Origin of the sequence: Paenibacillus residui (assembly GCF_042677205.1) — a bacterium.
Taxonomy (GTDB): Bacteria; Bacillota; Bacilli; order Paenibacillales; family NBRC-103111; genus Paenibacillus_L; species Paenibacillus_L residui.
Map to the genome: position 1 here is coordinate 1 of NZ_JBHTIU010000072.1, position 23846 is coordinate 23846.

Here is a 23846-nt window from a genome sequence, read left to right on the forward strand (position 1 = left end):
TTCCTGTATGCACCTTTAACCTTTATTCCCATGAATTTTTCGACAAGAACTTTTCACTGTCCAGTAAATGTATACAATGAATCTATTTGATCCCCGTTGTAGCGATCCCTTCCACAAAATATTTTTGGGAGAACATGAAAATAAGAAAGCAAGGTAAAATGGACAGCACGCTCATCGCATACATGGGCCCCCAGGTAACGGCGGAAGAGTTATCCAGAAACAGACGAAGGGCGAGCGGCACCGTATACTTCGCAGTATCCGTCAGATAGAGTATCTGTGCCATAAAATCATCCCATGTCCAGATGAAGCAAAACAGGGCTGAAGTAATAATAGCCGGCATGCACAGCGGCAGCACGATTCGAAACGCAATGCCAAGCTGCGAGCAGCCATCTATCTTGGCCGATTCATCCAAATCTTTCGGGATACCGCGTATAAATTGATTAATGAGAAACACATAGAATGGCCCTACCGCCAAAAAGTGAGGGACAATAATCGGAAGCGCGGTGCCAACCCAATCCAGATTTTTAAATAAAATATACTGCGGCACCAAGGTGACTTGGGTTGGAAGCATTAGCGTAACCATAAGAATGGCAAACCAAAAATTTCTGAGCGGGAATTGGATTCGTGCAAATCCGTATGCAACGAGCGAACTCGACAGCACCGTGCCGATAACCGACAGCCCCGCGATCAAAAAGGAATTCATAAAAAAATGTCCGAAAGTAAATCCGGGTATGGCATTCCATCCGTCCACAAAATTTTGCCACTCCAAATGAGTTGGAAATAAACGTGTGCTGCTCATATCCGCATTCGATTTGACTGAGCTGCCAAACAGCCACAGGATGGGGTAAATCATCACAATACTGCCTGCAATCAGTACGATATATTTAGTCCATAGCTTCGTATGGGGCATCGCCTGGTTCCTCCTTCTTGCTGCTTATCGCATTAGTTTTCATAATGGACCCATCTTTTCGACGTGCCAAAAATAATTAGCGTCACCACACCGATAATCGCGAGTAAAATCCATGCCAGCGCGCTGGCATAGCCCATATCGTAGAAAACAAACGCCTTTTGATATAAATACAAGGCATAAACCAAAGTAGAATCAATCGGGCCGCCCTTTGTAATAACGAAAGCCTGCGTAAACATTTGGAAGCTATTGATCGTCTGCATGACCATATTAAACAAAATGATAGGCGTCAGCATCGGCAGCGTCATTTTAAAGAAAATCCGAACTTTAGAAGCGCCGTCTACTGCCGCTGCTTCATATAAGTCATTCGGAATTTGCTTTAATCCGGCTAGGAAGATGACCATGGAAGAACCAAATTGCCATATCGACAAAATAATAAGCGTAGATAAGGAGGTGTTCGGCATATTGATGAAATCCGTTGCCGGTATACCGAATGCACCCAGCGCCTTATTGACCAATCCATCGTATCCGAACAAATTGCGCCAGATCGCTGCAATTGCCACACTGCCTCCTATTAAAGAAGGCAAATAATAGACGGCGCGGAATAACGACATCCCTTTGATAGATTTATACAAAAGCATAGCCACACCCAAGGCAAACGCCAGCTTCAACGGAACGGATACCAATACATAGATGAAGGTTACTTTTATCGCTTGCACGAATGTTTTGTCATTCATAAAGATTTCTTCATAATTGCCCAAACCAATAAACCGGGGACTTTCCAATAGGTGGTAATTCGTTAATGAAAAATATAACGATTGTCCCATTGGAATAAGCGTTAACACAAATAAGCCGATCAGCCACGGCGATATGAATGCGTATCCCCATAGCCCTTCCCTGAATTTTTTGCGCTTCGATACTTTCAAGGCATTCGTCATATGATCACTCTCCCTCTTTGTTGCGTCATGTTCTTATTGTATCCAGAGGGAATTTGAACAAAATAATACAAATCTATAATATGTAATGCATTTATACAATGGATGTTTGAATGGGGGGAGGAAAAGGCTGTTTAAAACTTTAGCGGAATGTCGCCTAACGATTACAGAATGAGATTCCAATCTCACTAATGGCAGGAAAGGCCAGTTCAGACAAGCGGCATTAGCCCCTTTGCGGAAATTCAGGTGCAAAAGTAAAAAAAGCTCCTAACGTAGCCCTGCAAAACCCCACAAAGTGATGTATGACCTTCGAAGCTTATTCCGTCCGCACTCCAACGGAGTCGGCGTCTAAACCTTCCTCTAAACGCGGTCGTTCTTCTTGCTTTGCTTCGATAAAGGTTTATACAGTACTTTGCGGGGAGCCCTGTAAAAACCCCACAAAAGAGCCTGCAAAAATGGAGGCCCTTGTATTGTTTATTTAATCTCGGAAACTTTCTGAGCTATCATTTTTGTCATCGCATGCTTATGAGGGATTCCCGAAGAGTTGCAATCAAAAACGACTTCGGAGCTGTCCGGAATGAGCCAGTCATGGTAATACCCGAGCAGTTCGCCGGAATGCCATTTGTAAGCGTTGGGCTCCTTTTCGGGAGGGGGAGCGATAAAAGGTTTATTGACAAACACATTAAAGACATGAATGCCGTTCGTGTTCGTAAATTGTTTATAATTGCCGAAGATCTCCTCACGGTATTCCGGCTTGATGTAGTGCAGGACCCCGCTCGAGAAGAGGATGTCGTAATTGGAGTCCAGGCGGAAATCCAAAATATCGGCCTTCAATACTTTAATGGGCACTCCTATTTTGTCGGCGAGCCTTTTCGTCTTATCCAGCCCGGCATCAGAAATATCCAGTGCCGTGACGTCATAGCCGTTGCGGGCGAAGAACACGGCATCCTTCCCTTCTCCGCAGCCGATGTCCAGCAATCGAAGGTGTTTGGTCGGAGGCAGGAGCTCCAGGACACGGTAACACATTCGGGACGGCTCCAGCCCCCAATAATATTCCGGGGTTTTATATTCCTCTTCGTAAATCGTAATTTTCTTATCCTGGTAAGCATATCCCAGAAGCTTATCGATACTGACCTCCAATACTTGGGACAGCGCCGGCAGCAGGGACAGGTCCGGCATCGTCTGGGCATTCTCCCACTTGGAGACCGCCTGATACGTCAACCCCAGCTTCTGGGCGAGCGCCTCTTGGGTCAATCCTTTTTCTTTGCGATATATGCTTATATTTCGGGCAAGCTTATCCTTCATTCTTGTCACGCTCCTTCATCACTTCTAGTTTATTAAGGTTGCCGGGAGCGCACAATAACCTCTTGTTTGATCTTGCGCAAAACTCAACCGGAAGTTGAGTTCATTCGATTTATTATCCGCTTAAAGCAATAAAGAGGAAAGCCCCTTCCCGGACTCTCCTCTTATCTCTCGCATTTTGACACCATGCGGCCTGGCTTAACCTTCAAGCATTAATCTGGTGAGTTCTAACGGCTCCACGTACTTGCCGTCCTTGTAAGCTCTCATATTTCCGCCGGAAATCTCGTCAATCAGTACGATTTGACCTTCTTGTCCGATCCGGCCAAACTCCAGTTTGATATCATACAGCTCCATTCCTTTGGCAGCCAGTTCGGTTTTGACTACATCGGCAATGGACCGGGTCAGCTCTTTCAACACCTTATATTCCGCTGTAGAGAGAATCCCGAGCATATCCAGCGCATCCTCGGAAATCGGCGGGTCCTGGCGTTCATCATCCTTAATCGTAACCTCGACGAAGGCGTCCAAGGGCTGCCCTTCTTCGGCATACAGACCATAGCGGCGAAGGAAGCTGCCAACCGCCCTGTAACGGCAAATGACCTCCAATCCCTTGCCGAATACCGAAGCAGGCTTTACCGTCATGGTGGCTTCCTCGATATTAGCCTCTACGTAGTGAGTAGGGATGTCTTTCTCCTGTAACCGTTCAAAGAAGTATTTGGTCAACCGGAGTCCCGCTTTGCCGGCTCCTTCCATCGTCAAGCCAACCGTATTGGCCCCGGGATCAAACACTCCGTTCTCTCCTGTAACGTCATCCTTAAATCTTAGCAAGTAGTTCCCATCTTCCAGCGCGTAGACATCTTTGGTTTTTCCCGTATAGATAAGCTTCATGGTTACGATCCTTTCTGACATCAAATTATACCTATAAATATATCATGATTTGATACGGGCACCAATGTGCATTCATTTTACATCCCCTATAAAAAACTCTTATAGCGTTGTTTTGGCTCTGGCGGTCACCTGTGCAAACGGAATGGCGAGTCTAATGCAAAAATGCATGTCTTTTTCAGGAATTTAGCCAAAACCCGCGAAAGACAGACAAAAGTGCAGGTAAATTTGCCCATTTGGCCGATTTTCGGAATTTTGCAGCGAAAGACATGCATTTCTGCTCGTCTTTTCCGACTTTTGCCGGAATCCCGCAAAAAGACGTGCACTTTTGCTGGTCTTGGATGCATAGGATCAACCGTTTCCGGGAAATGGCCGCACTTTCCTTGAAGCCGGCCGGGCACGAGTTGATTCACGAAGAACCGGGAGAATAGCCTGTTCTCTTGCTTGATGATGTCTTGTCCGAATTGGATCCGTATCGGCAAAGAGGTGGCTCAACCGAATCCAGCGCACGGAAGCCGAAGCTTGGTCCAAAGTGCCGGAGAAACTATGAAGCATCATGAAAATAACAGTAGTGAGCTATCTATTTCGGGTATGAACTTTCCTCAATCTTTCTTCCAAACCTTCCCGTCCACATAGACTCTTACTCAGAACAACTCGGCTTCCTTCCTGACATATAAAGATATATCCCGCAGTAAACTGTCCATATCCAAATGGCAGGCATACTGTCCTGACTTTAAATAGTCCATTACCTTCTCTAAATCTTCGTTTCGCTCGAAGCCAGCTCGCATCTATTGAAGGGTGAGGGCTTATTGACACTTAACGACCCTAAATTTTAACCTTTCATAGAGCCAAGCAGCATCCCCTTGTTAAAATGCTTTTGGAGAAAGGGGTAGACGCATAACAGCGGAACGGCTGTTATTAGAATGGCCGCCATTCTTGCCGAGTGAGTGAAGTTGACGCCTTGCATTTCCTGCTGTGCAAAATCAGCATCCCCCTCAACAAGCATCAATTTCAAGAAAACTTGCAAAGGCCATTTATTATTATCGTGCAAATAAAGAATGGCATGGAAATACGTGTTCCAATTGGAGACCATGTAAAATAAAGTGAACGTTGCAATCGCCGCCTTGGAAAGAGGAAGCACAATGGAGAAAAGAATGCGCCATTCCCCAGCCCCGTCAATCCGCGCGGAATCAAATAGTTCATCAGGAAGTCTAAGGAAGAAGCCGCGCATCACGATCAAATTAAACGGTGCGATCGCCGTGGATAACCAGAGTGCCCCATAGGTGTTCAAAAGTCCCAAACTATCCACAACTAAATAAGTTGGAATCATCCCGCCTGAGAAGATCATTGTGAAGACAACGATGAAATTTAGAAACGAACGCCCTTTAATAAATTTTTTGGATAAACCGTAAGCCATTAAAGTTGTAATTGATATATTAATGAAGGTACCTATGACTGTAATTTCAACCGCATTCTTAAACGCTCTCAAGAAAGAATTATTCTTCAATAAATACTGGTAGCCTTCCAAAGTAAATTCACGCGGAAAGATAAAAAAACCGCGGGTTAAATATTCCTTTTCCGTTGCAAATGAGGTCATCACAACGTAGAGGATCGGGAGAATAATGATGATCAACCCAATGATGAGCAAGCTATAAACAACTATATCCAGGAATACATTTCGTCCTTGAGGGTTATGCCCTGCCATTAAAAAATTCCCTCCTCCCCGAGTTTTTTAACCGCTTTATTGGCTCCGACAACCAGGATAAGACCAATAATTCCTTTAAACATTCCTACTGCTGTAGTAAAACTGAAATTCCCCATTAATATACCGGTCCGATAAATAAACGTATCGAATATGTCGGAAGTCTGCATATTTAACGGGTTCTGCAATAATAAAACATGTTCAAACCCGATATCCATGAATGAACCTAATCGTAAAATAAATAAAATAATGATCACACCGCGTATGGCCGGTAAAGTAATATGCCAAATTTGCCGCAGCCGTCCGGCTCCATCGATGGAAGCCGCCTCATATAAATTGGGATCTACCCCGGCGATTGCCGCCAAGAAAATAATCGCTCCCCAACCGGTTCCTTGCCAAATATTATGTAATATCCAAGTAATTCGGAAACCGCCTGGTGTTGTTAAAGGCTCAATGGTATTGAACCCTAAATCTCTCAGAAGGATATTGATTCCTCCGTCCCGCGTTGCAAATAATACAACGGTTATGGCCACAATGACGACCCAAGATAGAAAATGCGGTGCATAAAAGATCGTCTGTGTCATCACTTTAAACCACTTTATTCTTACTTCATTTAATAAAACGGCTAATATAATCGGCATCGGGAAGAAAAATACAATATCGAGAGCGCTCAGGATCATCGTGTTCGCCATTAAAGGCCAGAAATCCCTGGTCGTAAAAAGTCTCTCAAAGTTTTCGAATCCTACCCACTTGCTGCCCCAAAAGCCCAGAAAGGGATCATAATTTTGAAAGGCTATCATAATCCCGGCCATTGGAATGTATTTAAAAATGATAAAAAATAAAAAGCCCGGCAAGATCATCATATAAATAGGCCAAGTACGTTTAAGGTTGAACCTGGTCTTTAGGGGACGTATCGATGCTTGTGGGGTTCCTGCAGTTAATGTTGATTTATTCGTTGTCCTCATGTTCATTCGCCGCATTACTCCCTCGCTTCATTTATAACAAGGAAGGGCGAGATGCCCTTCCCCTTATTTTGCTGCTTTTTGCTTCTGATAAGAGTCGTTCACTTCTTGGATTATCTTATCTCCGCCGTCTGCCTTCCAACGAGCAATCACCTCATCTATATAGTCAACAGGTTTTCTTCCGGCGATGATATTGGCAATCCCCTCATTGAACTTTGCCGCAAGATCTTTGGAACGATCTTGGAATGTGGGAGAGTCAATCGTGTAAGGATCTCCCGCATCTCTCCATTCAGAAGGATATTGATCGACCGCCTTCTGAAATTCGGCATCGTATTGTTCTTCTTCCGGAGTCCAGCCATGAATATTAAAATTGTCATCGGCAGCGCGGAATAGCCAGTTATTCAACAGACTGATTTGTTCCTCATACTGCTTTCCTTTTTCCGTCAGGACAATTTTGCCATCCGCATTTTTCTCCCAAATCTCTCCTTCGGGACCATCTTTCATCACGGTAGTCCCTTCTTCCGTAATCCACCAATCGAGCCATTCTAAAATCCGATAAATTTTTTCCTCTTCCATTTTGGCATTCAAAACGAGCTTTCCTCGCCCTTGTACCGTTACCAACAAGCCCGATTCGCCTTTAGGCCCTTTGGGTGGATAAGGAATCATAACGAATTCCGCCTCGGGGACAATTTTCTTCAAGGCTTCTTCTCTCTTTTTAATTGTGCTGGGCCCTGCGATCTCCCAACCGATTTTATTTCCTTCCACCAAGGCCACAATATCGCTTCCAACATTCGTAGCGAAATTATGATCGAATACATTTTCTTGATAAGCTTTACTTAAAAAGGTTAAGAGGCCCTTCCATTCTTCGTTTTGCTCCTCCATTTTTACTAATCTGCCGTCCTGCTCTTTCCATTCATAGGCAATCCCATAAGCCGCTTGCAGAAAGGCATTCCGGCTCTTGCCCAAACCGGTCGATGTTCCAAATTCATTGGTGAAACCAACGGTACCGCCTTTTCCATTTCCGCCCGGATCTTGTTCGACAAAAGCTTTTGAGATTTCATAGAACTTATCTATCGTAAATTCCTCGGGGCTTGGAATGGGAATACCCAATTTGTCCAGCCAATCTTTGCGAACCCATAGAGCGTTGCTATATTTCATCGTATATTTCGGGAATCCGTATATTTTCCCCGGTTCATTAAACACTTCCATTGCATCCTGCGGGAATTCGCTTGCTAATGCGGGGAATTCTTCCAAATACGGCTTCAAATCAACAAAAGCTCCGCTCTTCTGCCATTTTCTAAAATTAACGGGCTCATCTACATAATACATGTCCGGTAAATCTTTGGAGGCGGCCAGACTGTTCAACGTATTTTTATAATCATTGCCCCCTGGTACCCAGCGGATATCCAAGTCAATATTAAATTTGTCTTCAACATACTTAATGGTCGGGTGATTCTTGTCCTCCCAACCCCCTCCCTGCTGCACAGGTACGATCATCGAGATCTTCAATCTTTTGGAACCGTCATCGACCTGCTTGCCACCAGGTTCTCTTGCACCGGAATCTTTAGAGCAACCCATAATCATAATGACAAAAAACGTAAAGGTAAGAGATAAATAAGCAATTTTTCTCACTAGAGTACCTCCTTGTTTGGTCATATGAAATTCATAAATGGAATAAGCCGGAAAGAATCATGGAATCAAAAGATTTCGCCAGCTTTTGTATTTTTATTAATTATTTTCCACTATTTTTGAAGAACCCCGCTTCGAATAGAAGCAATTAGGACTGTAAATTTTAGCTGAAAGTTGTGTAGAATCAATGGATCAAGAGCAAGTATAAACGTAGATGGCTTAGCTTGGAGGTCTGATGTAGAAAACATTCTATTGGGGTTGCAGCATAGCGGGTCATCTGAAAACAGATAGAAAACACAAAAATAACGTTTGAACAACGGAAGGATCGCTAGAATAACAGCTAGATAAAGATGTCACATCAGAAGTACATATATTTCTATTTCAATTAATGCTATCCCCCCTAATTTCCACTTAATTAAGACCACTTTAAAACGAATTGGCAGCTATTCCTTTCTTTTCTTTCTTACCGTAATCTGTTATGATGAACTATAATTTTTCCAAAGTATACCATTACTTCAACTCTATCGCAAGCGCTTACTTAATGATTCCTTAGCGGTTTTCGCCTGCTTTCCGTATGTCATTGAATGTCGAATAATCAATTGTATTGTCTATTAAAAGGAATTTAGGCTCCCTATGGTGAATGAACTATTCAGAGTAATTTTCGGGGTGGAAAGTTGATTTAGAACGTATTGGAAATAAATATAAACCTTGTATCGTTTGTGTACAGGACTAAAATCTATATCGATGAGGTGAGTAATAGATGCATCAGTATATTACATTCGATCTCGACGAAACCCTCATGCAAAATCCCTTCTCAAAATGGGTTTTTCCGGAGATTGATCGTCTTGTAGCCCCCCATCTGGAATTAAAGGATGGAATTCTCCCAGAAATAAAAAAAGAACATAGAAAACGGCTGGAGCAAGCGCAAGATGCGGCCGCTTATGACTGGGATGATATTTTGAAACAAATTTTAGTTGAGAAAAATATACCGATTACCATCGATATTGCTGAAATAGTTCAAAAACATGCAGTTGATCCTAAAGTCTACTTGTTGGAAAACGATGCTTTAACCGTCTTGGAAGAATTAAAAAGTAGAGGATATTTACTCGGCGTCGTGACGAACGGCTTTTATAAATACCAAGTTCCTGTCATGGAAACGATTCAATTAGTAACGTATATTGATAAAATTATAACCCCTTGTAATACCGGGTACTGCAAGCCGGAAATTAAAATGGCGGATCGGCTGCTGGAGGAAGGGGAAATCATCGCTCATGTAGGGGATCGGTTGGATCATGATGTGTACTTTGCCAACCAGTTGGGGGCCTTATCGATTTTGATCGATCATCAGATGCCGGAGGCCGTAAGACGGATCTCGCCCGATAGAAGGGTTGAACAGAAAGATTATTTAAAGACCGTTTTTCAGCAAAAAAAGTATGGAGAGTTGGTTCCTGAAGAAAACTATCTGCCGAAAGTCGTTATCTATTCGATCCGGGAGTTGCTGGATATAGAGTTAACGAACCCGTCTTGAGAACGTTCTCCCATTCGAAAGACTCCTAGGAAAATCACCTTGAGGTTCGACATCGTCTTGATTTATAATCTCGAAATCGCTAAATCCCCCCTGCAAAGATTGTTCTGCTCGGCGATGCAGCCCATGCAACCACCCCCAATTTGGGGCAAGGAGCAGGGCAAGTGATGACCGGCGGCTTCTTTATCTTGATCTAATGCAAAAATGCAGGTCTTTTTAAGGATTTTAACCAAAATCAGCAAAAGACAGACAAAAGTGCAGGTAAATTCGGATATTTGGCCGATTTCCGGAATTTTTCGGAGATAGACATGCATTTTTGCTCGTCTTTACCGAGCTTTGCCGGAATCCCGGACAAAGACATGCACTTTTGATGGTCTTGGTTCTTGGATGCAGGAACTTCGAGCCTGTAACGGCTAACTTTCCTGCGAAAGCTGTTGGCTTTCGATCCTCTCCAGCATATATTTTGCGAAATCGACCAGCTGCGGTTGGCTAAGCTCCAACTTATTCAGGTTCCCGTTGTAATGGGCCAGGCATGGGTCGACTACAGCAGCATATACGAGAGGCAGAGCTTTCATCGCCCATTCACCGCCTTCTCTCTTCGAGGCGATCGAGCCATTTTCCAGAAACAGAAGAGCCCTGCACAAGTTCAAAACATAATACACCGGATGATTGACAATTTCCTCTAAAGCCTGATCCACATCAAATTTTATCGATTGAAGAAAGCATGTCCTGTCCACAGGCTTGAATACTTCGCGGACCGGTTTCCCGTACAGGGAAATTCCTCGCTGACAGGTCACGCCGAAATGAGCAGCCAAATCGGGGTCAACCGCATCGCCGCAAACATAGTTATCCTCGGAGGCATATCTCTCCTTGTGGGATGGCGAGTAATGAAATTCAAACGGAGTCGGGTAAACCATGCACCGGGTTACAGACTCCAGTACAATACTTAGCTCAATACCCTTGACCCCTAGCCGCTCCTCTTCCGCCATAAGCTGTTGTGCTATTCTCCGATAAGTCTCCCTGGGCTGCTTGTTCTTAATGACCACCAGCAAATCTATATCGCTATGAGCCGGGTGATAACATCCCATGGCCATAGAACCGTGCAGATAGAGGCCTACCAAAGAATCCGTCATCTCTCTCCTGAACAACTGAATGATGCCGTCTAAATCGGCGGGCAGCTTCATAACAATCCCTGCTTTACAAGATTTATTTGTAAACATAATCTCTACGGTATGCATTATACGAGACGGGCGGCTGGAACGTCTCAGCAATCTGAGTAACTAATCCCTAGTGGAAGTTTTATCTATTCGTGGCATGAGGAGTATGGTAGTTATTTCATAGATTATGATGTTTCATCAATTGAAGGATTAACTCATAATTGTCTTCTTGTACCGTGTTCTGAGCAACAACATTTGCTTTTTTATCTCCGCACTTCACACATTCATGCAGAAGCTGCAATCCTTTTTTTGAATGGAAAATAACACCGACGGGCCTCATCAACCCGCGACAGGTTTGCATTCGGTCTCCCGGTAGAATATCTACATGCATGGAATAGAGGCAGTATGGACAGTGATTCCTATAGCTACCGTTAGTCAATGCATATACATGTTTCCCGCAATGATTACATACAAAGGATTGATTTTGTGCATCTCGATTCAAGCCCTTCTCCTCCCAGATCTTAAAACATATAGATCTGTTTGGAATCAGGGTTCCGTTCGATTCTTCTCATCCAGGATGAGCCTCAGGCTTCTGCCAGACGAGTGACCGATTCACCGCAAATCTTTAGGACCCGCGATTACTTCTGGTTCCCGCTTCATTGCAGCCTGTTTCATCTCCAAATCCGGACCACGACTGATTTTATAGAAATTGTCTCAGCCACTGTAAGACAGGGTCTTCCCCCACCTTCCACCAGTAGGTGTTTGTCTGAAGTCACTGACTTTGGCTTCGTCCCCTACAGGACTTGCATCGATTTCTTCATTAACATACGCAGCACACCCTTCCCCTCATGCCACTCGAAAACATTATACCAATAAAATACCCCTCACCAAGGGCGCTTTTCCGCCTTGGACGCTTAACTGGATTTCATACATTTGCTCCTCTGGAGCGAAAAGACGGAAACTAAATGGAAAAACTACAGCTAGTTAGTGCAAAAAAGGCCATTTCGGCAAAATGTCTTTAATCTAAATGTAGTTTTTCCATTTACTTTAATCGCTTTCCACCAATCGCTTGAATTTAACTGCATGAAATACAGTTAATCATTTTCACCAACTAGAAATCAATAGTTTATTTCCCCGGGATTTTCCATTTTATTCTCACCATATCTTCTGTTCCTTTAGCAGCTCCAACAGATTGAATTTTTCTCTATCTAAGTTAATCTGAACTTTGCGAATCGTAGAGTGATGAACAAACGACAAAGACAGGCGAAAGTGCAGGTCTTTGAATGATTTTAGTCTAAATGGGCCGAAGACATACCAAAGTGCATTTGATTTTAGCCATTTAGCCTCCTTTTCTTGGATTTTTTACGATGCACATCTCTTTGAAGCATAGGGAGAGCGTACACTGGACGCTATTTCACTCTTTTTCTGATAAACAAAACGGCGAACACGATAAGCAGCAATGCCAGCACTATGTATACTGCATTTGAGTACATATCCATAAAACCTACAATGGTTCCCCATGACCCCCCGACTGCGGCGCCAATATTAATTAGGACAACATTCCAAATAACCGTTCCCAGAGTTGTTAATAGTACAAAAATTCCGAAATTCATATGTGCCATTCCGGCTGGAATAGAGATCAGGCTTCGGATTAAAGGGATGAAACGGCAGAAAAATACCGTCCAAGCTCCATATTTTGAAAACCAATCATTCGCTTTATGAATATCCTTCTTCGTCAGTCTAAGAATAGATCCCCATTTCTCAACAATTTTTTCCAGTCTTCTAACATCTAAAAGTAACCCAATACCGTAGAGAATGATGGCCCCAGCCACCGATCCGACGCTGGAAGCTACGACTAAACCGAATACACTTAAATTTGTATAAGTTGTCATAAAACCTCCGAACGTTAAAATAACTTCGGAAGGAATCGGAGGGAACAGATTCTCCAACATTATCAACATGAAAATCCCTATATATCCGAATTGCTCCATTATATTTGTTATCCAATTCTCCATTTACCTGCTCCTTCCACTGGTCACAAATAGTTTTATTCAAATACCTCTTTAAACTTTTGATAAATAGCGGCATCGATCAATTTATATAAGAAAAACATTCCAAGCAGCCCAATACTATAAGCGGCTAATACATTTTCCACAGCTTCGATCACTAACGAATCCGGAAATAATGCCGTCTCCAATAACCAGGCCAAAATAATAGAAATCACGGTTATCGTTGTCCAACCGATTAAATAATAATGGGCACTCAAATTGAAGAACATTGTATTTTTAGATAATGATAAAAATTCTTTGACCTTGAACTGATTAATAGCTTCCCTCGCAGCCTCATCTTCGGTTTTACCTTGTTGAATCAAATCCTGGACATAATCTTCTAAATATGTTTGCAGCTCCAGTTTATCCTCTTCGCTCATGGCCAATTGATTTACGTACTTCTGTATGTCATTTTGTTTCTTGTACATACTGTTCAAGCGAACGTGGCTGATATAGTTCAGCACGCCCCAAAGAACCGCAATCGCAAACGAAAACCAATAACTAATATGTACCCATATCGGATCGTTTATATAGGTTTGGTCAAAATAATTGGATATTCCAAATAGTGCGGATGAACCGAGCAATACCCACCCATATTTAACATCACAGAGACTGAAAAGTTTCCGAATCTGTGGACTCATTGATTGCCCCCCCTTATAAAAATCGTTTAACTATTTCAGAGACCTTCTTCCAATCTTCTATAATATTATCCAGTAGTCGAATCCCTTCATCTGTAATCGCGTAGTATTTGCGCCTTCCGCCATGACTTTCATTTCCCCAGGAAGAGGATATGGCGCCCTGCTTTTCCAACCTTTTTAGCGATAAATATAATGTTGCTTCTTGAATTTCAAAATCACCCTCCGTTTTTTCCTTAATCGTTTTAGAGATTTCATAGCCGTAACTCTCTTTCTCCTTTACTACAGAAAGGATGAGAAGATCGATATTTCCTTTCAGCAATTCTTTATTCAACATCATACACATCCAATCGATTACTTAACATTATTAAGTACATTGTTATTGTAAGTTATTTTACTTAATATAACAAGGTACTCTTTAACATTAGTTATTTTTTTTATTGATTATCAACGGAATATATATGATGGAGCGCTCTATTATCGGCATTAGGGGAATCAAAAAAGGCTCCGGCAAAATTACTTTTGCTGAAGCCTTTAATAGTTGGAATATGTGCGCCTTCTGCCTTAACTTCCGGAAATAGAATATCTTTCTAATCCTCAATACGGATCCCCATATTCCTGGCTGTGCCGGCAATGATTCGCATGGCGCTTTCCAAGTTAGTCGTATTCAGGTCAGGCAGCTTGATCTCTGCAATTTGCCGCAATTCGTCCCGGGTAATGGACCCGGCGATGGTACGGCCCGGGGTGGCCGATCCCTTCTCTATTCCGGCGAACTGCTTGAGGAGGAAAGAGGCCGGCGGTGTTTTTAACGTAATATCGAACGACCGGTCCTCGTACACCTTGATCTCTGCAGGAATGACCTGGCCCGGCTTGCCTTTGGTCAATTCATTATACTGTGTGCAAAACTGCATCAAATGGATGCCGGTCGGGGCGAGATCCTTTCCCACTCTGGCGGGGTTCGCTTTCCCTGCCTCCAGCGCCAGTTTTACTATCCGTATTACTTCTTTAGCCATATGTGCTCACCTTTCTTTGTTTAACTATTAGGAATCGTCTGACAAACTCGAGTATAAAGATTTACGTAACGTTAATGTCAAGAACAGATCCCCGGGTGAGCACTCCCGTATTGGACTGTTTCGCTGTCCCTTTGGCTGTTCACTCAGAATCTTCCGTGAAGATTCGAACCACAGTCACTTTTGGATCCCTGTGTATATATGAATGGCATCTCGCAGAAATTTGGCGGCTCCCGGCTGCTTTTTATCATAATAAGCGGTGAACCGTTCGTCATCCACATACATTTGAGCCAGGCCGGCATGAGCCTCCGGGCTGTAGTCATCCCAATAAAACATTAGCCATTGTTTATGCAATGCGGCAGCCTTCTGCGCCAATTCTCCGGCAGGATCTCCAGTTCGAACGGCTTCGGCCAGAACATCGGTAATTTCCTCCGCAAGACGCATGGTCTCGTCATATTCTTCCTGCGACATATTCATCATCTTCCGGTTGGACCTGTCCACCGTCTCATCACCGTATTTCTCGCGCACCTCCTTGCCATATTTCTTCTCGTTCTCTTCAACCAGCTGCCGCTTGAAGCCTTCGAATTTTTCCTGATCTTTCATTTCGATTCTCCCTTCCTGCCAAGCCATCGTTTTCTCTACGTTGGCAATCAGCATATCTAACTGTTTTCTCTTCTCCAGAAGCTTCTGATGATGCTCCCGAAGAGCACTCCCTGCGTCAAAAGTCGGAGATGTAACAATTTCTTTAATGCAATTCAGATCGACGCCCAATTCCCGGTAGAACAAAATTTGCTGCAGTCTGTCCACTTCCTTCTTCCCGTAAATGCGGTACCCCGAGGAGTTGATCCGGGCCGGCTTCAGAATGCCGATCTCATCGTAATAACGCAGTGTCCGTGAGCTGACGCCCGCCAATCTGCCAAGCTTCTGTACTGTGTATTCCATTGGCTCACCTCCTGACAATATCCACTCTACACCTTTACGTAACGTAAAGGTCAATACTTCTAGCTAAACTTTTATCTGTTCCATTTCTTTTTGTTCCATTCGTCCTTCAGCAGGAAGCTCTTCTCCAGATCAATCTCGTAAACATTCGCCAGAGCTATAACATAGTACAATACATCGCTTAATTCCTCTTCTATAGTACCTTTAATATTTCCAGTTGCAGAGCAGCGCGAATCTTTTCTTATCATTTCGGCTAATTCGCCAACTTCCTCTGTCAGCTTAAGAAAATAGTCGGTCTTCTTATCCGGGCGGTAATCGAATTGCTTAATATACTGTTGAAGATAAGATAGGGTAAGTTCCTGCTTCATCCTGCAGCCTCCATTTCAAATAAGTTGCCGTTCTTGCTGATAACCGCCCAGTTGAATGAGCCGGCTTTTTCACATAGCAAATAGTCCGATTGGTGCTGCTACTTCAGGTGCGTAGGCGCTTAGAATAAACTGACCGGGGGCACTTCCCCATTTAGGTGCATAGGTGCGACTGGCTTCCCCGTTGGGTGCATAGGTGCTTAATCCGACTGAGGTTCCCCGTTGGGTGTCGGATAGCTAACTGGATTTCATCCAGTTAGTTTGCTCCTTCTAGATGAAAAACGAAAACTAAATGGAAAAAGTCCATCTATTTTCCACAAAAAGGGGGATATCAGCAAAAATCCTCCATTCTAAATGGAGTTTTTCCATCTAGTCTAGTCACTTTGCGCCATTCGCTTCAATTTACCTGCATAAAATCCAGTTAGACGCGCCATTCCGTTTGCACGACACCAGCAGAAAATGAAAATAGACGGATTTTCAAGGTAGTTCCCAGGTTCCAACGAAACCATAACCTTATGGTTGATGTCGTATTCTAGCTGCACAACTTCAATAGCTATTCACCGAGTCATTGGCTGATTCCGGGTTGATATAGTTTCCGAATCCCGTACGAGATCCTGCATCTCGTGCTGAACCGTTTTCCCCATCAGAACGTCCCGGCTGCTCTCCGTTACCTTGCCTTGGCTCTTTCATCCCGTTCCTCCCCCCATTATTGAGCAATGAACTAATCAGAGCCATAGTATAACAATCCGGGCTGCTAATGGGAGGCAATATGGTTTTTGATGATGTTGGAAACGGTTTTTTCGATGCTCAGTCGTTAAACCTTCCCATTAATATAGTGTTATAGTAGTTTCCGTCAGATAGAATCTTGTCCTTTTTTAATACACCTTCCACTTCAAAGCCATATTTTTTATACAGCCTTATCGCTTTATCGTTCGTTTCAAGCACATTCAAAGCAATTTTCTTGATTCCATTGGAATCCGCCCAGTGAACAGATGCTTCCAGCAAGTTTTTTCCTATTCCAAATCCCCAATATTGCTGCAAAATACAAACTCCGAATTCTACTTTATGCGAAGTTCTTTTCAATGCGTTCCCTGCACATCTTGAAAAACCCGCAATTCGTCCATTAACTTCAGCCACTAACAACAGGCTGTTGATGCTTTCCGTATCCTCTTTAATGATTTTCTTAAACCCGGATTCATCGATGAATGCTTCGCCTTGTTCCCGGTCCAAATACTCGGTTTCGCCATCTATCTGCAGCCTTACTTCAGAAAAGGTTTTCGCATCGTCTTCTGCGGCGGACCTTATAATATAACGTAAATTATGTACGTGAAATTCTTTTGGATCTATTCTCACTGCAGTCACCCCACCTTCTAATCAAGCTTCTAAACAAAGGGCTAGAATAACCCCACAAAGTGACACATAGCCTTCGAAGCATATTCCGTCCGCACTCCAGCGGAGTCGGCATCTAAACCTTCCTATAAACGCGGTCGATCTTCTTGCTTTACTTCGATAAAGCTTTATACAAAACTTTGCGGGGAGCCCCGAAACTTATAAATTATTATTTATAAAAAGGACAAACCCTTCCAAATACAGGCTCCACACGACATGAACGCAGGAGGAGAATTCGGTTCCCGCTTGCCGGACTATCTCTTCTAAAGTACGGATACCATCGATATGCCGGACAATATCCCATTCCTGCCGTGTTAAAAATCGGCGATGCGGCCAGATCGGATCTTCATTTAAGATCAGCAGCCGGTCGGAATCTAGCGTTACGGAAGCCGCAAAATAAGGGATATGCTCGGAGGTTACCGATTCCATCCCCCATTCTTCCGCAAGACGTGTGGAATAAGGGGCCATGAGCGTTTCGTACAGCTCATAATCTTTCCCCTGGAACATTGGAGGCTGCCACTTCATTCCCTGCAGTTCGCCTGCCCCGTACCATCCGGATGCCCGTTTGTTGGCTTCATACCGTTCTGCAAATTCACTGGGAGCGTAAGCCCCCTCCTCTCCCCACGAAGTAATGAACGGTAACACTTCGCACGCCACTCCACGCAAATTGTTCGCTAGAGCTTCAAGACTAAAATGTATCTCCGCGAATTGTGCCGCTCTCCTTCCCATTTCTTCACGGAGGCTGCGCTGCCGAAGCAGATTAACGAGGACTTTGGCCCCGGAGGCCCAGTCTGCTCTAATCCCGTTTTTGGTCAGCACGGCATCGACGAAATAACCGGTTTCCCCATGCCGAACCACATCCTTGAAGCCTCCCCAGGCGGTACAGACGACCGGCAGTCCGCATGAAGCGGCCTCAGCTTGCGACAGCCCGAAATTTTCGCGATGGTAAAACCCCATATTTACGGCTACATCTGCGGCGGAGTACATTTTCGCCAGTTCTTCCCCGAAACGGGGACCTATCCATCTCACACTTTCCGAGATTCGCAGGCTGTCTGAAATCCCGCGTAACCATTCTACATAGCCCGTATTACGAACCCGAAACTCTCCGAACGCGATGTCGTCCTCCTCGCCCACTATGCAAAGGTAAGCATCCTGAACCTGTTCTTTCACGGCGGCAAACAGGTGGAGCAGGGTATGCAGATTTTTCTGCACGTTTAACCGGCCCACATAGAGCAGAACCGGGGCATCCGGCTGGATCGAGAGCTGCTTTCTCGTTTCTTGCCGTTCGTCCGCCGTACGCGGGTAGAAGACCGTCTGGTCCACACTAAGCGGAATGACCCATTCCTGCCAATGGCTCCACTGCACAAGGCGTTTCCAAATCTGCTGATCCGCACGGCAGGTAAATAGAATGCCATCCTTCGCATGCAGAAGCTGCCTCCAGGGAAAGAGCATCGCCTCTGCACCCTTCGGCATCGCTCCTCCGGCGAACAGTACGGCGGGTATGCCCAGCCCCAATTCTTTGCGCAGAGTCAGAGCCAGGGCGCTGGATGGATAGACATCGGCCCAGAGAAGATCAATCCTGTGCAGAAATGCCTTCATTTCTTCCCGTTCCTCCGTTTTATCCTCCGGCGGTAAATACGGGACGACCTCTGCGGTTTGCCGCAAAGCATAAGTGATATCCCGCGCCACTCTCCCCATACTCCACAGCTTTCCTAATTTCCGGGGTGCAGACGTCCAGGGAAAATCCCCCCACAGCATTCCGATACGTGGCCGGCGATTATCGTTCATGGATTGTAACCTCCTAAACAAGGTAAACCGCTTCTCAAAAATCGGTATTTGGATTTTCTCGATTTCAAAGCTGGAAGCATGATGCTCAATCCATCTCGAGCTGCCAACTACCGCATATACTAACCATATATACAATTTACTATTTTTTTATCATCATAGGTCGCATATTATGATTATGAGCTTGATGTGTATTTGCAAAAAGACGAGGACGTTCGAGTTTTGGATGAAGAAGAGTTTTATTTAGCTGCTAGCAAATATAATATAGTGATGAATTGATAGAAAAATGCAGAAAGAATGTCCTCGAGGCCATTGAACTCGTTAAACATTGGGAGTTTCGAGGGATAGGATACTGCAGTCTGTGGTTGAAATGAAAACTAACTGGATTTCCTTTCCTCCAGTTAGTTTGCTCCTTTGGAGCGAAATAATGGAAACTAAGTGGAAAAAGTCCATCTATTATCCGCGAAAAGAGGGATATCCGCAAAAATCCTCCATACTAAATGGAGTTTTTCCATCTAGTCTAGCCGCTCTGCACCATTCACTTCAATTTACCTGCATAAAATCCAGTTAGACGCGCCATTCCGTCTGCACGGCACCTGCGGAAAACGAAAATAGACGAATTTTTACGGTAGTCCTCCCCCAGGATAGAAATTCTAACGAATCCATGCCGGGAATAGCCCTCGGCAGCTATACTATTTGCGGTTTATTACCTCTCGGGAAAATAGGGGAGGAGCTCCGAAAAGGGATGTAGGCAGGGCTAGCTCGTGACGTGCCTTTGCAAAAAGGCGGGGATGTCAAGGATGAAGAAGAGTTTAACATCATTCCGACAACGAAAAAATGCTCTGCCTATAAAGACAATACCTCATCACCTAATCGCTGTAAGCTCTCATACCCGTACCGCGCTTCTTCTATGCTGCTCATAATTCCCAGCCATTCCGGATAAGCATCGGATGTCCCGTGCCACAGATTTTTTATCTCGTATCTGGCGAAGACCCTTAGCACGTCGCGGGCATCCTGAACTTCCGTCAACTCCTCTCCCACGGACCGTCTGCACCTATAGGAAAGGCGATGGCGGTTTTTAATCCAATCGGGCGAGACGTTCAGTCTGTTAAGGACGGACTCATCATCCAGTGACCTTACTTTATTGATTTTGTCCGCCAGATGGTCTTGCTGTTTAGCACGGGCTATCCTCTCGAAACGGGTTCCCAGACGGGCGAAAGAATGATCCCGCTCTCCCCAGCTTTCCAACAGATAAGTGCGCAGATTCTCAACAGCTTCATTAAGGTAAAAAGTCGCCGTCAGGCGCTCTTGTTCCGTTATCGATTTTTCCAGCAGGCTTAAGTTGATAGAGAAGGATCTGGCCAGCTTGCTCTTTCTTAGAGAAACCACTTGATCTGCGAAACGGTGGGCATTAAACCATTGCACCAAATCGCTTCCGTACCCGTCAGGGTCCACTAATACCCGGCATTGGTAGGCTTTATCCAAACAGTGATAGCAAGAGAGGTTATCCAGAAGGGAATCCAGATCGGAAGGTCGTGAATTAATGACGCGCGAAACCATCTCCACATTAAAATAAAGGGACCCTACGTCCAAAGCCGTTCTCCAGCCGGCCTGCTCCCACTCCCGAATCGATTCTGTACGCAGCTCTTTAATCCGCTCATTAGCCTCGTCTCCATGATTAATATCATATATGGGAATAATATCAATATCGGAAAGCGGCCATGGCTCCCCTCTTCCCAGACTGCCCCCCAGAATAAGGGCCCGAACCCCCGGAACCCGGCGGAAACGGCTTATAACTTCCTCCACTCTATTCTCAAGAATGGTTCTCCAATTCGCCAAGAAAGTTTCCTCGTTCATGGTTACTTCCTCCCTTCTGATCCTTCTGATTCTTAACTTACGGCTTTTTGAGGCAGCTACGAACCATAAATGTAAATCTTCTGTTTTACAAATAAATGGAGGATGCTTGACATGAATACTCCTTCATAAGGCTGGGGAGTACCTTCAAATTTTCCTCCTAATATTAATCTAGCGAAACTGTGCGGCCTTATTTAAGCAGAAACAGGCGCGGCGGAATTGTAACGAAACTACGTAACGCTATAAGCGAAAAAATCGATAAAAAGAGGCGGAAAAATGACATTAGCGATACACAGTTTCTTTAGAAATCGAAACAAGCTCAAAATAGCGATTTAACGATATGAAGTTTCGTTACGATTTAAATCCTTATCGAAACGCCGTTTGCCCCGCCTACGATCACCAGATCCGTCCGGTTTACAAAAAGCCCGTTCTCCACTACCCCCGGAATGGAATTCAACTGATGGCTTAATCCCTGCGGCTCCTCTATAGCTGCAAAACGGCAGTCCAATATATAGTTTCCATTGTCCGTCAGGAAGGGGACTTCGTCCCGAAGGCGCAATTGAGGGGTACAGCCCAGCTCGCTAATTTGACGGCGGGTGACCTCCCAGCCATAAGGAACGACTTCAACCGGGAGTGGAAATCTGCCCAAAACGGGAACCGTACTGAATCCTGAAACCTGCAGTATAAATGCATAAAGTAAAGTCAAGCAGAATCCCGCTCCCGCCAGCTTTAACAGCAAATAGAGGACAAATCTGGGCATATCCTTTTTTATCAAAATCATTCCGGCACCCCCTTGGAAGCATAGACACATTTTACCGTATATTCCCCTCAACGCCTATCCGCTTGCAAAACTATTTGTCCAATCTCCGTCCGGGCTGGTGTACAATACAAGAAAAGCAGTTTACCATACGCAAGGTGATGATTCCGTGAAAACGTTAGTTCTGGCCGAGAAGCCCGACATGGGCCGTAATATAGCCAAGGCGATTGAGCCTAAAGCCGTCAACAAAAAAACGCACCTCGAAGGAGAGCGCTATATCATTACTTGGGCCATCGGCCATTTGGTCGGTTTGGCCGAGCCGGATAAATACGACGTCCGCTATAAAAAATGGAGGATCGAAGATTTGCCGATCATTCCCGATACCTTCAAGCTAATTCCTCACTACAAAACCCGATCCCAGCTCAAGGTGATCGCGGACCTGGCGAAGCAGTGCGGAACCATTATCAATGCTTGCGATGCGGGACGGGAAGGCCAGCTTATTTTCTCGTTCATCCAGCAGCATCTGAAGCTTCGGCATCCGGTTCAGCGGCTGTGGATTTCCGACCTCACGCCGGAGACGATCCGTCAGGGCTTCGCCCAGTTGAGAGACGGCTCGGAATTCGAGCATTTGACCAAGGCGGCCCGGGCCCGCAGCGAAGCCGATTGGCTGATCGGCATGAACGGCTCGCGCGCTTTTACTACGAAGCATCGGGAGCTCCTGTCCGTCGGGCGGGTGCAGACTCCGGTGCTTGCCCTGATCTATGACCGGGAGAAGCAGATCGAAGCCTTCCGTTCGTTAACCTATTATGAAGTGGAGGCCGGCTTCTCCCAAGAGAGCACACGTTATCCGGGCAAATGGCAGGGAGAACGGATCACCGACCGTCAACGGGCGGATGAGATTGCGGCCAAAGTCAAGGGCCGGCCCGGCAGAATAACCAGCTATGAAATCAAGGATACGCGCGAATATCCTTACAGGCTGTATGACCTGACTCTGCTGCAGCGCGAAGCGAACGGCAAATACGGCTTCAGTGCGAAAAAAACGCTCGACCTGGCGCAATCTCTTTACGAGAAGCATAAAGTGATCACTTATCCGAGAACGAATTCCAATTACGTGACCGAGCAGAACATTCCGGAGATGCACCGGGCGCTGTCTTCCCTGCAGGGGACGGACTACGATTCTCTTGTCCAGCAGGCGGCGAGGTCCTTCGTTCACAAAAATAACCGGCATGTCTGCAATCCGGCCAAGGTGGAGGACCATCACGCCATTCTACCCACGGCCAAAAAAGCGGGCAGCCTGTCTGCCGACGAGCAGAAGCTGTACGATATGATCGTTCGCCGTTTTCTGTCGCATTTCTATCCGCCGGCCCAATATAAAATGCATACCGTAATAACGGAGGTAGCCGAGGAGACGTTCAAAACGACCGTCAAGCAGCTTCTCGATTTGGGCTGGAAGATCGTCTATTCCGGCACTGAAGATAGCAAGAAAAACTCCAAGCGTAAAAAAGAAGAGGAGAACGAGGAAGTTGAGACGGACAAGCCGTTCTCGGTGGATAAGTCGCTAGGAGTGCTCTGCACCGATGCTGCGGTACAGGAGAAGGAAACCCAGCCGCCGAAGCCGTTCACCGAAGGAACGCTGCTGAAGGCGATGGAGAGCGCCGGGAAGCAAATCGAGGATGAAGACCTGCGGGAAGCGATCAAGGACTCCGGCCTGGGCACCCCGGCCACCCGGGCCGCCACGATCGAGCGGTTGAAGAAGGTCGGCTACATCCGAATGCAGGGCAAGCGGATCGAGCTCGAGCCGAAGGGGCGTTCGGCGGTGGAGCTGATCCGCGGGGCCGGCATCGAGCTGCTGACCTCGCCGGAGATGACCGGCCAGTGGGAGCGGCGGCTGAATGAGATCGCCAGAGGCCAGGCGTCCGACACCGCGTTCATGGAGAAGGTGAAGGAATTCACCGTCTACATCGTGAACAAGGTGCGCAGCCAGCCGCAGGCGGATCAAGCCGCCTTCGCGCAGCCGGAGGCGCCGGCCAAGGGCCGCTCGCGCGCTGCCAGCGGCAAGCGCC

At 45.5% G+C, this 23846-nt stretch carries 21 protein-coding genes; 2 read left to right on the forward strand and 19 right to left on the reverse strand.

The window, feature by feature from the left end:
* Nucleotides 1-82: 82 nt before the first annotated feature.
* The 7 genes from ACFQ03_RS18030 to ACFQ03_RS18060 all read right to left on the reverse strand — a co-directional run bounded on the left by ACFQ03_RS18030 (nucleotide 83) and on the right by ACFQ03_RS18060 (nucleotide 8322).
* Nucleotides 83-910, reverse strand: a complete 828-nt coding sequence (locus ACFQ03_RS18030; protein WP_379289917.1) for a carbohydrate ABC transporter permease — start codon at nucleotides 908-910, stop codon at nucleotides 83-85.
* A 32-nt stretch (nucleotides 911-942) separates the two neighbouring features.
* The gene (locus tag ACFQ03_RS18035) at nucleotides 943-1845 is read right to left on the reverse strand and encodes a carbohydrate ABC transporter permease (RefSeq protein WP_379289919.1); all 903 of its coding nucleotides are present in this window, start codon (nucleotides 1843-1845) and stop codon (nucleotides 943-945) included.
* A gap of 471 nt (nucleotides 1846-2316) precedes the next feature.
* A complete protein-coding gene (locus ACFQ03_RS18040; protein WP_379289921.1) occupies nucleotides 2317-3147 on the reverse strand; it encodes a helix-turn-helix domain-containing protein in 831 nt (276 codons plus the stop codon).
* A gap of 195 nt (nucleotides 3148-3342) precedes the next feature.
* Complete coding sequence (locus tag ACFQ03_RS18045) at nucleotides 3343-4029, reverse strand: phosphoribosylaminoimidazolesuccinocarboxamide synthase (protein ID WP_379289923.1); 687 nt, start codon at nucleotides 4027-4029, stop codon at nucleotides 3343-3345.
* 829 nt (nucleotides 4030-4858) lie between these two features.
* Nucleotides 4859-5731 (reverse strand): carbohydrate ABC transporter permease, encoded by an 873-nt coding sequence (locus ACFQ03_RS18050; protein WP_144940608.1) that lies wholly within the window; start codon nucleotides 5729-5731, stop codon nucleotides 4859-4861.
* Entirely contained in the window at nucleotides 5731-6420 is a 690-nt protein-coding gene (locus ACFQ03_RS18055; protein WP_379289926.1) for an ABC transporter permease, read from the reverse strand. Before ACFQ03_RS18055 ends, ACFQ03_RS18050 begins: the two co-directional genes overlap by 1 nt.
* Nucleotides 6421-6756: 336 nt before the next feature.
* Entirely contained in the window at nucleotides 6757-8322 is a 1566-nt protein-coding gene (locus ACFQ03_RS18060) for a hypothetical protein (RefSeq protein WP_144940604.1), read from the reverse strand.
* 757 nt (nucleotides 8323-9079) lie between these two features.
* On the opposite strand from ACFQ03_RS18060, the gene ACFQ03_RS18065 reads away from it, so the two are divergent.
* Nucleotides 9080-9847 (forward strand): HAD family hydrolase, encoded by a 768-nt coding sequence (locus ACFQ03_RS18065; protein ID WP_379289928.1) that lies wholly within the window; start codon nucleotides 9080-9082, stop codon nucleotides 9845-9847.
* Nucleotides 9848-10257: 410 nt separating this feature from the next.
* Here the strand turns inward: ACFQ03_RS18065 and ACFQ03_RS18070 are convergent, their stop codons facing one another.
* The 12 genes from ACFQ03_RS18070 to ACFQ03_RS18125 all read right to left on the reverse strand — a co-directional run bounded on the left by ACFQ03_RS18070 (nucleotide 10258) and on the right by ACFQ03_RS18125 (nucleotide 21807).
* Nucleotides 10258-11028 (reverse strand): aminoglycoside adenylyltransferase domain-containing protein, encoded by a 771-nt coding sequence (locus ACFQ03_RS18070; RefSeq protein ID WP_379289930.1) that lies wholly within the window; start codon nucleotides 11026-11028, stop codon nucleotides 10258-10260.
* Between the two features lie 151 nt (nucleotides 11029-11179).
* Nucleotides 11180-11503, reverse strand: coding sequence for an RNHCP domain-containing protein (locus ACFQ03_RS18075; protein ID WP_144940598.1), 324 nt, complete (start codon nucleotides 11501-11503; stop codon nucleotides 11180-11182).
* A 907-nt stretch (nucleotides 11504-12410) separates the two neighbouring features.
* On the reverse strand, nucleotides 12411-13016 hold the full coding sequence (locus ACFQ03_RS18080) for a DedA family protein (protein ID WP_144940596.1): 606 nt from the start codon (nucleotides 13014-13016) through the stop codon (nucleotides 12411-12413).
* Between the two features lie 32 nt (nucleotides 13017-13048).
* Nucleotides 13049-13690 (reverse strand): permease prefix domain 1-containing protein, encoded by a 642-nt coding sequence (locus ACFQ03_RS18085; RefSeq protein ID WP_144940594.1) that lies wholly within the window; start codon nucleotides 13688-13690, stop codon nucleotides 13049-13051.
* Nucleotides 13691-13703: 13 nt separating this feature from the next.
* On the reverse strand, nucleotides 13704-14021 hold the full coding sequence (locus ACFQ03_RS18090) for a PadR family transcriptional regulator (protein WP_379289934.1): 318 nt from the start codon (nucleotides 14019-14021) through the stop codon (nucleotides 13704-13706).
* A 253-nt stretch (nucleotides 14022-14274) separates the two neighbouring features.
* The gene (gene rplK / locus ACFQ03_RS18095; RefSeq protein ID WP_144940589.1) at nucleotides 14275-14697 is read right to left on the reverse strand and encodes a 50S ribosomal protein L11; all 423 of its coding nucleotides are present in this window, start codon (nucleotides 14695-14697) and stop codon (nucleotides 14275-14277) included.
* A gap of 174 nt (nucleotides 14698-14871) precedes the next feature.
* The gene (locus ACFQ03_RS18100) at nucleotides 14872-15636 is read right to left on the reverse strand and encodes a MerR family transcriptional regulator (RefSeq protein ID WP_144940587.1); all 765 of its coding nucleotides are present in this window, start codon (nucleotides 15634-15636) and stop codon (nucleotides 14872-14874) included.
* Between the two features lie 71 nt (nucleotides 15637-15707).
* Nucleotides 15708-16001, reverse strand: coding sequence for a MazG nucleotide pyrophosphohydrolase domain-containing protein (locus ACFQ03_RS18105; RefSeq protein ID WP_379289937.1), 294 nt, complete (start codon nucleotides 15999-16001; stop codon nucleotides 15708-15710).
* Between the two features lie 804 nt (nucleotides 16002-16805).
* Nucleotides 16806-17351 (reverse strand): GNAT family N-acetyltransferase, encoded by a 546-nt coding sequence (locus ACFQ03_RS18110; protein ID WP_379289939.1) that lies wholly within the window; start codon nucleotides 17349-17351, stop codon nucleotides 16806-16808.
* Nucleotides 17352-17546: 195 nt separating this feature from the next.
* Entirely contained in the window at nucleotides 17547-19175 is a 1629-nt protein-coding gene (locus ACFQ03_RS18115; protein ID WP_379289941.1) for a glycosyltransferase family 4 protein, read from the reverse strand.
* A gap of 843 nt (nucleotides 19176-20018) precedes the next feature.
* On the reverse strand, nucleotides 20019-21029 hold the full coding sequence (locus ACFQ03_RS18120; RefSeq protein WP_144941975.1) for a hypothetical protein: 1011 nt from the start codon (nucleotides 21027-21029) through the stop codon (nucleotides 20019-20021).
* A gap of 355 nt (nucleotides 21030-21384) precedes the next feature.
* Nucleotides 21385-21807 (reverse strand): ribose-5-phosphate isomerase A, encoded by a 423-nt coding sequence (locus ACFQ03_RS18125; RefSeq protein ID WP_379289944.1) that lies wholly within the window; start codon nucleotides 21805-21807, stop codon nucleotides 21385-21387.
* Nucleotides 21808-21952: 145 nt separating this feature from the next.
* Between ACFQ03_RS18125 and ACFQ03_RS18130 the strand changes: the two genes are divergently transcribed.
* The coding region (locus ACFQ03_RS18130) for a DNA topoisomerase 3 (RefSeq protein WP_379289946.1) at nucleotides 21953-23846 on the forward strand (1894 nt) is incomplete at its 3' end.

What these genes read in the sequence shown, in the direction of transcription:
- ACFQ03_RS18050 (WP_144940608.1), bottom strand. Translation starts at nt 5,731, where the DNA reads ATGGCAGGGCATAACCCTCAAGGACGAAATGTATTCCTGGATATAGTT.
- ACFQ03_RS18090 (WP_379289934.1), bottom strand. Translation starts at nt 14,021, where the DNA reads ATGTTGAATAAAGAATTGCTGAAAGGAAATATCGATCTTCTCATCCTT.
- ACFQ03_RS18055 (WP_379289926.1), bottom strand. Translation starts at nt 6,420, where the DNA reads ATGGCGAACACGATGATCCTGAGCGCTCTCGATATTGTATTTTTCTTC.
- ACFQ03_RS18085 (WP_144940594.1), bottom strand. Translation starts at nt 13,690, where the DNA reads ATGAGTCCACAGATTCGGAAACTTTTCAGTCTCTGTGATGTTAAATAT.
- ACFQ03_RS18040 (WP_379289921.1), bottom strand. Translation starts at nt 3,147, where the DNA reads ATGAAGGATAAGCTTGCCCGAAATATAAGCATATATCGCAAAGAAAAA.
- ACFQ03_RS18125 (WP_379289944.1), bottom strand. Translation starts at nt 21,807, where the DNA reads ATGATTTTGATAAAAAAGGATATGCCCAGATTTGTCCTCTATTTGCTG.
- ACFQ03_RS18100 (WP_144940587.1), bottom strand. Translation starts at nt 15,636, where the DNA reads ATGGAATACACAGTACAGAAGCTTGGCAGATTGGCGGGCGTCAGCTCA.
- rplK (WP_144940589.1), bottom strand. Translation starts at nt 14,697, where the DNA reads ATGGCTAAAGAAGTAATACGGATAGTAAAACTGGCGCTGGAGGCAGGG.
- ACFQ03_RS18115 (WP_379289941.1), bottom strand. Translation starts at nt 19,175, where the DNA reads ATGAACGATAATCGCCGGCCACGTATCGGAATGCTGTGGGGGGATTTT.
- ACFQ03_RS18045 (WP_379289923.1), bottom strand. Translation starts at nt 4,029, where the DNA reads ATGAAGCTTATCTATACGGGAAAAACCAAAGATGTCTACGCGCTGGAA.
- ACFQ03_RS18030 (WP_379289917.1), bottom strand. Translation starts at nt 910, where the DNA reads ATGCCCCATACGAAGCTATGGACTAAATATATCGTACTGATTGCAGGC.
- ACFQ03_RS18070 (WP_379289930.1), bottom strand. Translation starts at nt 11,028, where the DNA reads ATGAAGCTGCCCGCCGATTTAGACGGCATCATTCAGTTGTTCAGGAGA.
- ACFQ03_RS18065 (WP_379289928.1), top strand. Translation starts at nt 9,080, where the DNA reads ATGCATCAGTATATTACATTCGATCTCGACGAAACCCTCATGCAAAAT.
- ACFQ03_RS18035 (WP_379289919.1), bottom strand. Translation starts at nt 1,845, where the DNA reads ATGACGAATGCCTTGAAAGTATCGAAGCGCAAAAAATTCAGGGAAGGG.
- ACFQ03_RS18080 (WP_144940596.1), bottom strand. Translation starts at nt 13,016, where the DNA reads ATGGAGAATTGGATAACAAATATAATGGAGCAATTCGGATATATAGGG.
- ACFQ03_RS18105 (WP_379289937.1), bottom strand. Translation starts at nt 16,001, where the DNA reads ATGAAGCAGGAACTTACCCTATCTTATCTTCAACAGTATATTAAGCAA.
- ACFQ03_RS18120 (WP_144941975.1), bottom strand. Translation starts at nt 21,029, where the DNA reads ATGAACGAGGAAACTTTCTTGGCGAATTGGAGAACCATTCTTGAGAAT.